At 69.4% G+C, this 13,393-nt stretch carries 11 protein-coding genes and 2 tRNA genes; 6 read left to right on the forward strand and 7 right to left on the reverse strand.

Annotation, left to right across the window (positions count from 1 at the left end):
• Window positions 1-31 precede the first annotated feature (31 nt).
• A tRNA-Leu gene (locus tag FD678_RS09450) sits at window positions 32-116 on the forward strand.
• Between the two features lie 50 nt (window positions 117-166).
• On the opposite strand, the gene FD678_RS09455 is transcribed toward FD678_RS09450, so the two are convergent.
• Complete coding sequence (locus tag FD678_RS09455) at window positions 167-1,681, reverse strand: GDSL-type esterase/lipase family protein (protein WP_177497696.1); 1,515 nt, start codon at window positions 1,679-1,681, stop codon at window positions 167-169.
• 131 nt (window positions 1,682-1,812) lie between these two features.
• Here FD678_RS09455 and FD678_RS09460 point away from each other — a divergent pair.
• A tRNA-Leu gene (locus tag FD678_RS09460) sits at window positions 1,813-1,897 on the forward strand.
• 85 nt (window positions 1,898-1,982) lie between these two features.
• Here the strand turns inward: FD678_RS09460 and FD678_RS09465 are convergent.
• On the reverse strand, window positions 1,983-3,161 hold the full coding sequence (locus FD678_RS09465) for an MFS transporter (protein WP_218569628.1): 1,179 nt from the start codon (window positions 3,159-3,161) through the stop codon (window positions 1,983-1,985).
• Window positions 3,162-3,304: 143 nt separating this feature from the next.
• Here FD678_RS09465 and FD678_RS09470 point away from each other — a divergent pair, with 143 nt between their 5' ends.
• Complete coding sequence (locus tag FD678_RS09470) at window positions 3,305-3,751, forward strand: winged helix-turn-helix transcriptional regulator (protein WP_140722073.1); 447 nt, start codon at window positions 3,305-3,307, stop codon at window positions 3,749-3,751.
• Window positions 3,752-4,092: 341 nt separating this feature from the next.
• Window positions 4,093-4,575 (forward strand): lipocalin-like domain-containing protein, encoded by a 483-nt coding sequence (locus tag FD678_RS09475; protein ID WP_140722076.1) that lies wholly within the window; start codon window positions 4,093-4,095, stop codon window positions 4,573-4,575.
• Window positions 4,576-4,689: 114 nt separating this feature from the next.
• Here FD678_RS09475 and FD678_RS09480 read toward each other — a convergent pair whose 3' ends face one another.
• The 4 genes from FD678_RS09480 to FD678_RS09495 are packed head-to-tail and all read right to left on the reverse strand — an operon-like array spanning window position 4,690 to window position 9,405.
• The gene (locus FD678_RS09480; protein WP_140722079.1) at window positions 4,690-6,261 is read right to left on the reverse strand and encodes a DHA2 family efflux MFS transporter permease subunit; all 1,572 of its coding nucleotides are present in this window, start codon (window positions 6,259-6,261) and stop codon (window positions 4,690-4,692) included.
• An 8-nt stretch (window positions 6,262-6,269) separates the two neighbouring features.
• A complete protein-coding gene (locus tag FD678_RS09485; RefSeq protein ID WP_140722082.1) occupies window positions 6,270-7,457 on the reverse strand; it encodes an HlyD family secretion protein in 1,188 nt (395 codons plus the stop codon).
• A gap of 11 nt (window positions 7,458-7,468) precedes the next feature.
• Window positions 7,469-8,959 (reverse strand): efflux transporter outer membrane subunit, encoded by a 1,491-nt coding sequence (locus FD678_RS09490; protein WP_140722085.1) that lies wholly within the window; start codon window positions 8,957-8,959, stop codon window positions 7,469-7,471.
• On the reverse strand, window positions 8,956-9,405 hold the full coding sequence (locus FD678_RS09495; RefSeq protein ID WP_140722109.1) for a MarR family winged helix-turn-helix transcriptional regulator: 450 nt from the start codon (window positions 9,403-9,405) through the stop codon (window positions 8,956-8,958). The genes FD678_RS09490 and FD678_RS09495 overlap by 4 nt, the downstream gene beginning before the upstream one ends.
• Window positions 9,406-9,542: 137 nt before the next feature.
• Here FD678_RS09495 and FD678_RS09500 point away from each other — a divergent pair, with 137 nt between their 5' ends.
• On the forward strand, window positions 9,543-10,406 hold the full coding sequence (locus tag FD678_RS09500; protein WP_140722113.1) for an AraC family transcriptional regulator: 864 nt from the start codon (window positions 9,543-9,545) through the stop codon (window positions 10,404-10,406).
• Between the two features lie 63 nt (window positions 10,407-10,469).
• Window positions 10,470-12,713, forward strand: a complete 2,244-nt coding sequence (parC, locus tag FD678_RS09505) for a DNA topoisomerase IV subunit A (RefSeq protein ID WP_140722116.1) — start codon at window positions 10,470-10,472, stop codon at window positions 12,711-12,713.
• A gap of 135 nt (window positions 12,714-12,848) precedes the next feature.
• Here parC and bfr read toward each other — a convergent pair whose 3' ends face one another.
• Entirely contained in the window at window positions 12,849-13,334 is a 486-nt protein-coding gene (gene bfr, locus FD678_RS09510) for a bacterioferritin (protein WP_140722119.1), read from the reverse strand.
• Window positions 13,335-13,393 lie beyond the last annotated feature (59 nt).

Consider the following 13,393-nt stretch of genomic DNA (forward strand, 5'->3'; position numbering starts at 1 on the left):
CGCGTTCACCTCCAGAATTCGCGGCCCACCTGCCCAGGTGGCGGAATTGGTAGACGCACTAGTTTCAGGTACTAGCGGGTAAAACCGTGGAGGTTCGAGTCCTCTCCTGGGCACCAGGATCCAAGAAACCCGCCTCGCGGCGGGTTTTTTCGTTGGCGCGCCCGGCTCAATGGGCCGGGGCGCCGATGCCCGCCTCGCGCAGCGCCTGCGCCCAGATCCGGTAGCCGGCCTCGTTCGGGTGCGTCGTGTCCGGGAACAGCGATTCCGGCAGCGTGCCGTCCTTGTCGAGGAAGCGCGCGCCGATGTCGAGCCAGCGCACCGACGGGTCGCCGGCGAAATGCGCGGCGAGCAGGCGGTTGGTCTCGGCGATCGGCGCACGCAGCGCATCGCCGGCGTGGCGCCCGCGCGGGAAGATCGCCATCAGCACGATCCGCGCCTTGGGCAGCCGTTGCCGGACCTGCGCCACCACCGCCTGCACGCCTTCGGCGACCTCGGCCGGGGTGCTGGTGCGCGCCTGCTCGGTGCCGGCGAGATTGTTGGTCCCGATATTGATGACGACCCACTCCGGGTCCAATCCGTCCAGTTCGCCCTGGCGGATCCGCCAGAGCACGTTCTGGGTGCGGTCCCAGCCGAAGCCGAGGTTCAGCACGCGCCTATCGCCATACAGCCAGCGCCACGATTCCGGCCCGCTCGCGCGCACGCCGCGCGGCGTGCCAGACCAGAAGTGGGTGATCGAGTCGCCGATCATCACGACCTCCGGGTCGAGCGTGCGTGCAGCGGCCAGGGCGCCGTGGTGGCGGGCGAACCAGTCGTACGAATCCTGTTCCAGCCGCGGCACGGGGATCAGCGACGTGTTGAACGACGTGCCCAGTTGCGCCATCGGCACGCGCGGCGGCTCGCCGAGCAGGCGCGCCAGGGTCGGCTCGATCGCCTCGGCCATCATCCGCTGCCCGCGCGTGTCGGGATGCAGCGCGCCGGCCGGCGGATCGAAGCGGGTGTCGTAGAAGCGCGTGGTGTCGAGGCGGCCATCGCGCACGAACACCGAGCCGATGTCCAGGTAGGTCACCCGCGGGTTGTCGCCATAGCGCTCGGCCAGGTAGCGATTGACCTCGGCATCGGCGCGGCTCTTCTCGGCCGACAGGTCGCTGGGCAGCAGCCCGAGCAACAGGATGTGCGTCTGCGGCAGTTTCTGCTCCAGCCTGGCCACCACCGCATCGATGCCGAGCTGGGCCTGCTCGGCGCTCTGCTTGAGCCAACCGGTGTTGTTGGTGCCGATCATTATCACGGCCACCTTGGGACGCAGGCCGTCGACTTCGCCGTGATCGAGCCGCCACAGCACATGCTGCGTGCCGTCGCCGCTGAACCCCAGGTTGAGCGCGCCGCGCGCACCGTAGAAGGCGTTCCAGGTCGGCAGGAAATCCTCGTCCGGCGGATCGCCCTTCTCGTAGTTGTGGGTGATCGAATCGCCGATCAGCAGCAACGGCGCATCCGGGTGCGCACGCACCTGTTCGAGCACGTGCTGGTGGCGCTGCGCCCACCACGCCTCGCCCAGCCGGTCGGCCGGCACCGCCGAGACCGGCAAGTCGTCGGCCGCCAGCGCGCCCGCCGACAGGCCCAGCCCCGCCAGCAGCGCGAACATCATCGCGCGCGCGCCCCGCGCTCCCCGTTTCCAGTACGCCATCTGCCACCCTCCTCCCGGTACGTGGCGCCGATTGTGTCCAGCCGAGCGCGCGCGGGACAAGGAATACCCGCCATCGGATTCGGAATGCTTGACACGCGTTCTCGGCCAGGCCAAAATTCCCCTCCTGAGTCGCCCAGGTGGCGGAATTGGTAGACGCACTAGTTTCAGGTACTAGCGGGTAAAACCGTGGAGGTTCGAGTCCTCTCCTGGGCACCACGACTCAAGCCAAGAACCCCGCTTTTTGCGGGGTTTTCTGCTTCATGGCCCCGGCTTCCGAAGCACCGCTCGGCGCGCCGCGACGTTACCGTCGGCGGAAGGCGTCCGGCACGCAGCGCCGCGTCGCGCCCCAGAACGCCACCGCAAGCAAGCTGACCGCCGCACCCAGCAGGCACACGCCGTGCCATCCGGCGCGGGCATAGGCGTAGGTCGTGGCGATCGCTCCGAGCCCGCTGCCGACCGCATAGAACAGCATGTAAAGCCCGACCAGCCGGCTGTGCGCCTGCGGCCGCGTGCGAAAGATCATGCTCTGGTTGGTCACGTGCAGCGCCTGGCCGCCCAGGTCCAGCAGCACGATCCCGAGCAGCAGCGCCCACAGCGAACGGTCCATCAGCGACAGCGGCCACCACGCCAGCAGCAGCACCACGAGCGCGGCGATGCTGGTGCGCTGGCCGTATCCCCGGTCGGCCCACCGGCCGGCGCGCGCGGCCGCCAATGCCCCGACCACGCCGGCCAGCCCGAAGGCGCCGATGAGCGTGTGCGAGAAACCATGGGGCGGTGCGCTCAACGGCAACACCAATGCGCTCCAGAAGATGTTGAAGACCGCGAACATCAACAGCGCGAGCACGCCCCGGACCTGCAGGACCCGCTCCTCCCGCAGCAGCGCCAGCATCGAGGCGAGCAAGCGCGGGTAGCTCATGCCGCCGGGCGCGGGCGGCAGCGCCGGCAACCGCCTCCACAACGGCCACGCGATCGCCAGCATCGATCCGGCGGCGCAGAAGTACACGCCGCGCCACCCGGCCAGATCGCTGATGCCCCCGGCGAACACGCGCGCGAGCAGCAGGCCGATGAACACCCCGCCCTGCGCCGTGCCCACCACATGGCCTTGTTCCCCGGGAGCCGCGGCACTGGCCGCGTACGCGATCAGCCCCTGGGTCATGGCGGTGCCCAGCAGGCCGACGCAGAGCATGCCCAGCAGCAATACCGTTGCGGATCGGGCCAGCGCGACGGCCACCAGCGCACCCGCCAGGGCCAGCAACTGCACCGCCATCAGCCGCCGGCGGTCCACGCGATCGCCGAGCGGCACCAGCAACAGCAGCGCCAGCGCGCAACCGGCCTGCGTGGCGGTGACCACGCCGCCGATCGCGGCCCGCTCGATGGCGAAATCCCGCGCCAGCGCATCCAGCAACGGCTGCGCGTAGTACACGTTCGCCACGCTCAGCCCGCTGGCGGCCGCGAACAACAACACCAGCCCGCGGGGCATGCCCGCTCCTTCGCAGGCGTTTGCGGGTCCGGCAAGGGACGAAGTTTCCATGGCGGTAATCCAGTTTCAAAACAAAACCGATTGAACGATGCGCCAATTGGTTTTAAATTGCAACCACAAGACACCCGCCCGGATCGCCCGCCGTGCCCGACCGCAAGCCGCCGAACGACCAGCCCTGCCCCGTCGCCCGCTCCGTCGACGTGGTCGGCGACCGCTGGGCCCTGCTCATCGTGCGCGATGCCTTCGACGGGCTGCGTCGCTTCGGCGATTTCCAGCGCAACCTGGGCGTGGCGCGCAACATCCTGTCCGATCGCCTGCGCACGCTGGTCGACGCGGGGATCCTGGAGACGCAGGCCGCCTCGGACGGCACGGCCTACCAGGAGTACGTGCTGACGGCCAAGGGCGAGAGCCTGTTCCCCGTGGTGGTGGCCTTGAGGCAGTGGGGCGAGCGCCACCTGTTCGCCCGCGGCGAGCGGCACTCGACGCTCATCGACAGGAGGACCGGCAAGCCCGTCCCGCCAATGAGACCCCAAGGCGGCGACGGCGGCGACCTGAGGCCGGAAGACACGCAGGTGCGGAAGCTGCGGTAGCGACGCGCCCAAGCGGCGAAAGCGCTTGCTTCCAAAAGCAAGAAGCGCCCTCATCCGCCCTTCGGGCACCTTCTCCAACTGGCGGGAGTAGGAAGCCTTGCCCGTCGAACGACACCGGTAAGGCCCGTCGGACGGAAGTCCTCCCGCAGCTCGCATGAGGCGATACGAGAGAGCTCCTCGATCGCGTACGCCGGCAAAACGCGGGTTGGAGCGGCCCGGGCCGTTCGATTGACACCCCCGGGGGCGCACCTACAATCCGCGAAACGGCGCCCCCTGGCTGCAAGCGCGTTCCATCGATCAAGGACCGATCCGTCTCTCCAGCGAAAGAAGGAATCCTCCCGATGAAGACCCCCACGAAAGCAGCCGTCCTCCTCCTGGGCGCCGCCCTGGCCGCCACCGCGCAAGCGAAGGACGACGCACCGCTGGCCGGATCGTGGCGGCTGGTCAGCTACCAGGTCGAATCCAAGGACACCGGCAAGAAGATCCCGGCGATGGGAGACCATCCCACCGGCCGCGTGATCTTCACCGAGGACCACCGCGTCGCCTTCGTCCTGACCGGCGAAGGCCGCAAGAACGGCACCACGGATGCCGAGCGGGCGGCGCTGCTGAACACGCTGGTCGCCTACACCGGCATCGAGCAGACCAAGGGCAACCAGTGGTGCACCAAGGTCGAAGCGGCCTGGAATCCCGAATGGGTCGGCACCACCCAGTGCCGGGAGTTCCGTCGCGAGGGCGACCGCCTGGAAGTGCTGACGCCCTGGCGGCAGATGCCGAACTGGCCCGGCACCACGCGTTCGATCATCACCTTCGTGCGCGACAAGTAGCCTGTCCGGTCGCGCATGGAGAACGCCGGCCCAGGGCCGGCGTTCTTCGTTCCGGACGATCCGCGTAAAAAAAGCCCCGCCGATGGCGGGGCTTTCGTCATGCGGCGCGCCCGCTCAGTGGCCGCCTGCCGCGGCGGCGCTTCCGGCGCCGGCGCCGAACGGCGGCTTGGCCAGCCACAGGAAGCCGATGATCACCAGGAACGTCCAGCCCAGCAGGTAGAAGATGTCGTTGAAGCCCATCTGCGAGGCCTGGTGGTTGATCATGTTGTTGAGGAACGCCGCGCCGTGCTGCAGGTCGCCCTGCCCCATCGCCGCCACCCGCTCCTGCATGCCCGGGTCGTAGACCGAGATGTGCTCGGTCAGGTGCGCGTGGTGCTCGACCGTCCGCCGCGACCACAGGTAGGTGGTCAGCGATGCGGCGAAGCTGCCGCCCAGCGTGCGCAGGAAGGTCGCCAGGCCCGAGCCCGCCGCGATCTCGCGCCCGTCCAGGTCCGACAGCAGGATCTGCAGCACCGGCATGAAGAACAGCGCCACGCCCACGCCCATGACCAGCTGGATCGTCGCCACGTGCTGGAAGTCGACCTGCAGGTTGAAGTTGGAGCGGTAGAAGCTGGTGAACGACATGAACACGAACGCGATCGAGGCCAGCAGGCGCAGGTCGAAGCGCAGCGCGTACTTGCCGACGAACGGCGTCATGATCACCGGCAGGATGCCGATCGGCGCCGTGGCCAGGCCCGCCCAGATCGCGGTGTAGCCCATGTCGCGCTGCAGCCACTGCGGGATCAGCAGGCTGACGCTGAAGAACGCGGCATAGGCGACGATCAGCGCCATCGTGCCGGCGCGGAAGTTGCGGTGCCGGAACAGGCGCAGGTCGACGATCGGGTCCCTGTCGGTCAGTTCCCAGATCACGAACACCACCAGCGCCACGGCGGCGACGCAGCTCAGCACGACGATCTTGTCCGAGCTGAACCAGTCTTCGTCGTTGCCCAGGTCGAGCACGATCTGCAGCGCGCCGACGCCCACCACCAGCAGGATCAGGCCGATGTAGTCCATCTTCGGCCGCTCGGTCGGTTCGGGGCGATTGCGCAACTGCGCGCCGACGATGGAACTGGCGATGATGCCCAGCGGGACGTTGATCAGGAAGATCCATTCCCAGCTGTAGTTGTCGGTGATCCAGCCGCCGAGGATGGGGCCCGCGATCGGCGCCACCACCGTGATCATCGCCAGCAGCGCCAATGCCTGCCCGCGTTTCTCGCGGGGATAGATCGAGACCAGCAGGCTCTGGGTGATCGGGTACATCGGTCCGCACACGAAGCCCTGCAGCGCGCGCGAAACCACCAGCATGCCCATGCTCTGCGCCAGGCCGCACAGCAGCGAAGCGAGGGTGAAGGCCAGCGTGGACCAGACGAACAGCTTGGTTTCGCCGAAGCGGCGGCTGAGCCAGCCGGTCAGCGGCAATGCGATGGCGTTGCTGACCGCGAACGAGGTGATGACCCAGGTCGCCTGCTGCGAGCTGGCGCCGAGGTTGCCGGCGATGGTCGGCAGCGAGACGTTGGCGATGGTCGTGTCCAGCACCTGCATGAACGACGCCATCGCCAGGCCGATCGTGCACAGCGCCACGCTGGCCGGCTTGAAGCCGGCAGCGGGCGCCGGTGCCGCCGGCGCTGCGGGAGCTTGCGAGGACATGGCGTTGCTCAGCCCGCCTGGGCCTGCGACGGCAGGTTGGCCTGGATGATGCGATGGATATCGTCATCGGCCGCCTGCAGTTGCTTGGCGTACACGTCGGTGTCGAACACCGGGCCCTTGGCCGGCTGCGCCGGCAGCACCGGGCCGTCCTGGTCGTGCAGGTTGACCTCGGCCTTCATCGACAGGCCGATCCGCAGCGGGTGCTCGGCCAGCTGCTTGGGATCGATCGTGATGCGCACCGGCACGCGCTGCACGATCTTGATCCAGTTGCCGCTGGCGTTCTGCGCCGGCAGCAGCGAGAACGCACTGCCCGTGCCCAGCCCGAGGCTCTCGACGCGGCCCGTGTAGGTCACGCCGCCGCCGTACAGGTCCGAGCGCAGCTCGACCTCCTGGCCCAGGCGCATGTGCTTGAGCTGGGTCTCCTTGAAGTTGGCCTCGACCCAGGTCTGCTCCAGCGGCACCACCGCCATCAGCACGGTCCCGGGCTGCACGCGCTGGCCGACCTGCACCGAGCGGCGCGCGACGTATCCGGACACCGGCGCGACGATCGCGCTGCGCGCGTGGTTGAGGTAGGCCTGGCGCAGCTGCGCCGCGGCGGCCTGCACGTCCGGCTGGGTGGCCACGACGGTGTCGTCGACCAGCGCGCGGTTGCGCTCCAGGGATTCGCGCGAACCGCTGACCGCGGCCTCGGCGGCCGCCAGCTCGTCGCGGGCGTGCGCCAGCTCCTCGTTGGAGATCGCGCCGCTCGCGGCGAGGTTCTTGCGGCGCTCGAAGTCGGAACGGGCGCGCTGCAGCGTGACCTGGCGCGCGGACAGCTCGGCCTGGGCGCTCTCCACGCTGCGGTACAGGCCGCGCACCTGGCGCACGGTCTTGGCGAGATTGGCCTCGGCCTGCTGCAGGGCGACCTCGGTGTCGGCCGGGTCCAGCTGCACCAGCAGCTGGCCGCGTTCCACGCGCATGCCGTCCTCGGCGCCGATGCTGACCACGGTACCGCCGACCAGCGGCGTGATCTGCACCTGGTTGCCCTGCACGTAGGCGTCGTCGGTTTCCTCGAACCAGCGGCCGTACAGGAAGTACCAGATCGCCACGGCCGCCAGCAGCACGATCACCAGCACCGCGACGATGCGCAGCAACTTGCCGCGACGGCTCGGTGCGGCGTTGTCCGTCGAGGGGGAAGCGGAAGGAGTCTGACTCATGGGAGATGCTCTCAGGAATGCTTGGAATCGGGGGAGGCGGTTTCGGCGGCGGCGTTGCCGGCGGACTCGGGCGCGAACCCGCCGCCGAGCGCGCGGCGCAGGCGCACCGAAGCCAGGATCTGCTGCGACTGCAACGTGGCCATGCGCTGCTGCGCGGTCAGCAACTGCTCCTGCACGCTCAGCACTTCGAGGTAGCTGCCGATGCCGGCGCGGTAGCGCTGCTGCGCCAGGTCGTGGGCGGACGTGGCGGTGGCCAACGCCTGGGCCTGGGCTTGCAATTGCCCGTCCAGCGAGCGCATCGCGTTGACCTGGTCGGCGACCTCGCGCAATGCGCCGATCACCTTCTGGTTGTAGTCGGCCACGGCCAGGTCGTAGGCCGCGTCCTTGCCGGCCAGGTTGGCGCGCAGCCTGCCGCCGTCGAAGATCGGCAGGCTCAGCGCCGGCGCGACCACGCCGAACACCGAGGCGCTCTTGAGCAGGTCGCCGACCTCGTTGTTGACCACGCCGCCCAGCGCCGTCAGGTTGAGGCTCGGGTAGAACTGGGTCTTGGCCGAGGCGATGTCCTTGTTGGCCGCCTCCACGCGCCAGCGCGCGGCGACCACGTCCGGACGGCGGCCCAGCAGGTCGGCCGGCAGCACGCTCGGCAGTTGCAGCGCCAGCGGGGACAGGCGCGGGCGCTCGATCGACAGGCCGCGGTCGGGCCCCTTGCCCACCAGCGCGGCCAGCGCGTTGCGGGCTTCGTCGATCTGCTGCTGCGCGGCCTGCACCTGCTGCTGCGCGGCCGGCACGCGGGCCTCGGCCTGGCGCAGTTGCAGGTCGCTGTCGATGCCGGCGCTGCGGCGCTGGCGGGTCAGTTCGAGCGCCTTCTGCGAGCGTTCCAGCTCGCTGTTGGCGACGTCGAGCATCTGCCAGGCCTGGCCGAACTGGGCATAGGCCTCGGCGATGCCGGCCGACAGTTCGAGCCGGGCCGCCTGCGCATCGACCTGCGCGGCGTGCGCCTGGTCCACCGCGGCTTCCCAGGCGGCGCGCTTGCCGCCCCACAGGTCGAAGCCGTAGCTGAAATCGAACACGACCTGGCCGCTGCCGGCGTAGCTGCCGCCCAGCTCGCTGCCCACCATCGACTCGGGCAGCTGCAGGCCGGTGTAGCCGCCTGAGACCGAAAGGCTCGGCTTGCGCTCGGCATCGCGCGCGCCGGCCTGGGCCTGGGCCTGGCGCAGGCGCGCTTCGGCCGATGCCAGGCTCGGGCTGCCCTGCAGGCCTTCGGCGACCAGCGCATCGAGCTGCGGGTCGCCCAGCGCCCGCCACCACTCGCTGCTCGGCCAGCCGGCCGGGCTCAGCGCGACGCCGGACAGGGTCTTTTCGGAATGGACGTCGGCCGCGTCCAGCAGGCGGCCTTCCGGCGCCAGCCCGCGGCTGCTGGCGCAGGCGGCCAGGGCCAGGGCCAGCGCGGACACCGCGACCGGCCGCCACATGCGCGTGATCGTTGGGAGGTCTGGGTTCATGGCGAATTGAGTGAATCGCGTACTCGGGTCAGGAGAAGGGTGAGTTGCTCGCGCTCTTCCGGGACCAGGTCGCGCAAGGCGAAATCCACGACCCGGTCGCCGCGGCGCTTGAGCCGTTCGTACAGCGCGCGCCCCTTGTCGGTCATCACGATCTGCAGGGCGCGCCGGTCCTGGGCGTGCGGCTCGCGGCGGACGGCGCCGAGCGCCTCGAGCTTGTCCAGCAGGCGGGTGATCGCGCTCGGCGTCTGCTCGAGGGCCTGCGCCAGTTCGTTGGCGGTGCACGGCGAACTGGATGCCAGCACCTTCAGGCCCATGTAATGGCTGAAGCCGAACTCGGGCAGTTCCTCGCGCATTTCCGCATCCAGGTGGCGCCTGAGGCCGTCGCGGACCTGCCGCAACAGCAACCCGAAGGACGGCGGGTGGAGGGGAGAGGGGGAGCAGATCATAGGGTCGCCATTTTGTTCCGGAGAAAATATTTGTCAACGCAAATATCGAAACTGGAACTAAATGGCGTATTCAGTCGCACTTTGGAGGCGCGTATGTTCGGGCCGAACGGGGCTGGCCTGGTAATACAATTCGGACAATGGATATCGAAATCACGCCAAATCCCGAGTCCGCGATCGATCCCGCGATCCACGTCTGGTTCGAGCGCCTCGACGGCCCGCCGCTGCTGGCGTTCCAGGTCCACAGCGAGCACGGACTGGCCCGCGAGGTGGACTGGCACCACCATGCCCGCGGCCAGCTGATCTGCGTCGAGTCGGGGCTGCTGACCACGCGCACCGAGCGCGGCGACTGGTCGCTGCCGGCCGGCTGCGCCGGCTGGATGCCGCCCGGGGAACGCCACACCGTGGCGGTCTCCGGACCGATCCGGGGCTGGGGCGTACTGGTGACGCCCGAGGCCTGCACCGCCCTGCCCGGCCACCCGTGCGTGCTCGGCATCAGCGACCTGGTGCAGTGCCTGGCGCGGCGCCTGGCCGCGCACGCGCCCGAGGAGATGGGCGAGCCGCGCCTGCAGCGGCTGGCCGCGGTGCTGCTCGACGAGCTCGGCGATGCGCCGCCGCAAGGCCTGCACCTGCCGATGCCGCAGGACCGCCGGCTGCTGCGCATCGTGACGCGCCTGATCGCGGACCCGGCCGACGAGCACGCGCTGGACTACTGGGCGCAATGGGCCGGCCTGTCGCCGCGCAGCCTGAGCCGGCACTTCCGTGCAGAGACCGGCATGAGCTTCGGCCAGTGGCGCCAGCAGGCGCGGCTGGCCGAATCGCTGCGGCTGCTGCACGCGGGCCAGCCGGTCGGCGCCATCGCCCACCAGCTCGGCTACAGCAGCGCCAGCGCCTTCGTCACCGTGTTCGCCCGCCACTACGGCGCCCCGCCCGGCCGCTATCTGCAACGGTCGGGCCGGCACCGTCCGCCGCCGCGCTTGGCTTCCCCGGCCGCATCCGGATAATCGGGCCCCTTCGAGCGTCGCGGCCGCGCCGCGCGCCCACCCTGAGCAGGTATCACCCACGCAATGACCGATCTCACCCGTCCCACCTTCCACGGCTTCGAACAACTGCCGCTCCGCGAGTACGCCGAACGCGCCTACCTCGACTACTCCATGTACGTGGTGCTGGACCGCGCCCTGCCGTTCGTCGGCGACGGGCTCAAGCCGGTCCAGCGCCGCATCGTCTACGCGATGAGCGAGCTGGGCCTGAACGCCGCCGCCAAGCCGAAGAAGTCGGCGCGCACCGTTGGCGACGTGATCGGCAAATACCATCCGCACGGCGACAGCGCCTGCTACGAGGCGCTGGTGCTGATGGCGCAGCCGTTCTCGTACCGGTATCCACTGATCGAGGGCCAGGGCAACTTCGGTTCGCCGGACGATCCCAAGTCGTTCGCGGCGATGCGCTACACCGAATCCAAGCTCACTCCGATCGCCGAGGTCCTGCTGGGCGAACTCGGCCAGGGCACGGTGGACTGGGCGCCGAACTTCGACGGCACGCTGGAGGAGCCGACCTGGTTGCCGGCGCGGCTGCCGCACCTGCTGCTCAACGGCACCACCGGCATCGCGGTCGGCATGGCCACCGACGTGCCGCCGCACAACCTCAACGAGATCGTCAGCGCGCTGATCCGCCTGCTCGACGACCCGGACTGCAGCGTCGCCGACCTGTGCGAGCACGTGCGCGGGCCCGACTACCCGACCACCGCCGAGATCATCACCCCGGCCGCCGACCTGCGCGCGATCTACGAGAGCGGCAACGGCAGCGTGCGCGCCCGCGCCACCTTCGCCAAGGAAAACGGCAACATCGTCGTCACCGCGCTGCCCTACCAGGTCTCGCCGTCGAAGGTGATCGAGCAGATCGCCGCGCAGATGCGCGCCAAGAAGCTGCCGTGGCTGGAGGACATCCGCGACGAGTCCGACCACGAGAACCCGGTCCGCGTCGTGCTGGTGCCGCGCTCGAACCGGGTCGATGCCGAGCAGCTGATGGGCCACCTGTTCGCGACCACCGACCTGGAGAAGAGCTACCGGGTCAACCTCAACGTGATCGGCCTGGACGGCCGCCCGCAGGTCAAGAACCTCAAGCAGCTGCTCAACGAGTGGCTGAGCTTCCGCAGCGATACCGTCACCCGCCGCCTCAACCACCGCCTGCAGAAGGTCGAGCGCCGCCTGCACCTGCTGGAAGGCCTGCTGGTCGCGTTCCTCAACCTCGACGAGGTGATCCGCATCATCCGCACCGAGGACGAACCCAAGCCCGTGCTGATGGCGCGCTTCGGCCTGTCGGAGGAACAGACCGAGTACATCCTCGAGACCCGCCTGCGCCAGCTGGCGCGGCTGGAGGAAATGAAGATCCGCGGCGAACAGGAAGCGCTGGAGAAGGAGCGCGAGCAGATCGTCGCCATCCTCGGCAGCAAGGCCAAGCTGAAGAAGCTGATCAAGGACGAGCTGACCGCCGACGCCAAGAAGTTCGGCGACGCGCGCATGTCGCCGCTGGTGCAGCGCGAGGCCGCGCAGGCGATCGACGAGACCGAGCTGGTGCCGAGCGAGCCGATGACCGTGGTGCTCTCGCAGAAGGGCTGGGTCCGCGCGGCCAAGGGCCACGACGTGGACGCCGCCGGGCTGTCCTACCGCGAGGGCGACGCGCTACTGGCGGCGGTGCGCAGCCGCAGCACCCAGCAGGTCGCCTTCCTCGACTCGGAGGGCCGCGCCTATTCCACCGCCGTGCATACCCTGCCCTCCGCGCGCGGCAACGGCGAACCGCTGACCGGGCGTTTCTCGCCCGCCTCGGGCGCTTCGTTCCTGGCCCTGGCCAGCGGCGACAACGACACCCGGTTCGTGCTCGCCTCCTCGCACGGCTATGGCTTCGTGACCCGCTTCGAGAACCTGACCGGCCGCAACAAGGCCGGCAAGGCCATGCTCAACCTGAGCGCCGGCGCCGGCGTGCTGCAGCCCGCCCTGCTGGCGAACCCGGCCACCGACCGCATCGTGGCGGTGACCAGCGCCGGCAACCTGCTGGCGATCCCGGCCACCGAGCTGCCCGAACTCGACAAGGGCAAGGGCAACAAGCTCATCGAGATCCCCAAGGCCAAGCTCGCCACCGAGCGCGTGGTCGCGGTGGCCGCGGTGGCGCCGGGCAACACCCTGCTGGTGCGCAGCGGCCAGCGCACGATGAACCTCTCGTTCAAGGACCTGGACGCCTACCTGGGCACCCGCGCCACGCGCGGCCACCTGCTGCCGCGGGGCTGGCAGAAGGTGGATGGGCTGGCCGTCGAATGACGTCCATGCAACAGCCAAACGAACAAGGCCGCTCACGGGCGGCCTTGTTCGTTTCGGCGATGTCGCTTTCTGTGGGAGCGGGTCTACGTGGCCTAGGGCCACGTAGACCCGCTCCCACAGGAGATCGCGCCCCGACTACTCAGCCAGACTGCCCTCGCCGAGCTTGGAAACCTGGTACAGCTCCAGGCCGATGCGCTTGATCAGGCCGAGCTGCTGCTCCAGCCACCAGGCATGGTCTTCCTCGGTGTCCTGCAGCTGCTTGAGCAGGATGTCGCGGCTGACGTAGTCGCCATGCTCCTCGCACAGCTTCATGCCGGCGGCGAGGTTGGCGCGCACTTCGTACTCGACCTGCAGGTCCTTCTCCAGCATCTCGACCACGGTCTTGCCCGGCTCGAACGGCAACGGGCGCATGTCCGGGTCGCCTTCCAGGAACAGGATGCGCCGCAGCAGCGCGTCGGCATGCTCGGTTTCCTCCTCCATCTCGTGGTTGATGCGCTGGTACAGCGCCATCAGGCCCTGGTCCTCGTAACGGCGCGAATGGATGAAGTACTGGTCGCGGGCGGCAAGCTCGCCGCGCAGCAGCTGCTTGAGGTACTCGACGACGTCGGGATGGCCTTTCATGGGGGGATCTCCGTGGGATCGACCGGGCGCATGGTGCCTCATCCGGCGCGGCGATGATC

It is taken from the genome of Pseudomonas sp. Hp2 (assembly GCF_006386585.1).
GTDB lineage: Bacteria > Pseudomonadota > Gammaproteobacteria > Xanthomonadales > Xanthomonadaceae > Pseudomonas_S > Pseudomonas_S boreopolis.

What these genes read in the sequence shown, in the direction of transcription:
- FD678_RS09490 (WP_140722085.1), bottom strand. Translation starts at nt 8,959, where the DNA reads ATGAACCCAGACCTCCCAACGATCACGCGCATGTGGCGGCCGGTCGCG.
- FD678_RS09455 (WP_177497696.1), bottom strand. Translation starts at nt 1,681, where the DNA reads ATGGCGTACTGGAAACGGGGAGCGCGGGGCGCGCGCGCGATGATGTTC.
- FD678_RS09500 (WP_140722113.1), top strand. Translation starts at nt 9,543, where the DNA reads ATGGATATCGAAATCACGCCAAATCCCGAGTCCGCGATCGATCCCGCG.
- FD678_RS09485 (WP_140722082.1), bottom strand. Translation starts at nt 7,457, where the DNA reads ATGAGTCAGACTCCTTCCGCTTCCCCCTCGACGGACAACGCCGCACCG.
- FD678_RS09495 (WP_140722109.1), bottom strand. Translation starts at nt 9,405, where the DNA reads ATGATCTGCTCCCCCTCTCCCCTCCACCCGCCGTCCTTCGGGTTGCTG.
- FD678_RS09480 (WP_140722079.1), bottom strand. Translation starts at nt 6,261, where the DNA reads ATGTCCTCGCAAGCTCCCGCAGCGCCGGCGGCACCGGCGCCCGCTGCC.
- FD678_RS09465 (WP_218569628.1), bottom strand. Translation starts at nt 3,161, where the DNA reads ATGCCCCGCGGGCTGGTGTTGTTGTTCGCGGCCGCCAGCGGGCTGAGC.
- FD678_RS09475 (WP_140722076.1), top strand. Translation starts at nt 4,093, where the DNA reads ATGAAGACCCCCACGAAAGCAGCCGTCCTCCTCCTGGGCGCCGCCCTG.
- parC (WP_140722116.1), top strand. Translation starts at nt 10,470, where the DNA reads ATGACCGATCTCACCCGTCCCACCTTCCACGGCTTCGAACAACTGCCG.
- bfr (WP_140722119.1), bottom strand. Translation starts at nt 13,334, where the DNA reads ATGAAAGGCCATCCCGACGTCGTCGAGTACCTCAAGCAGCTGCTGCGC.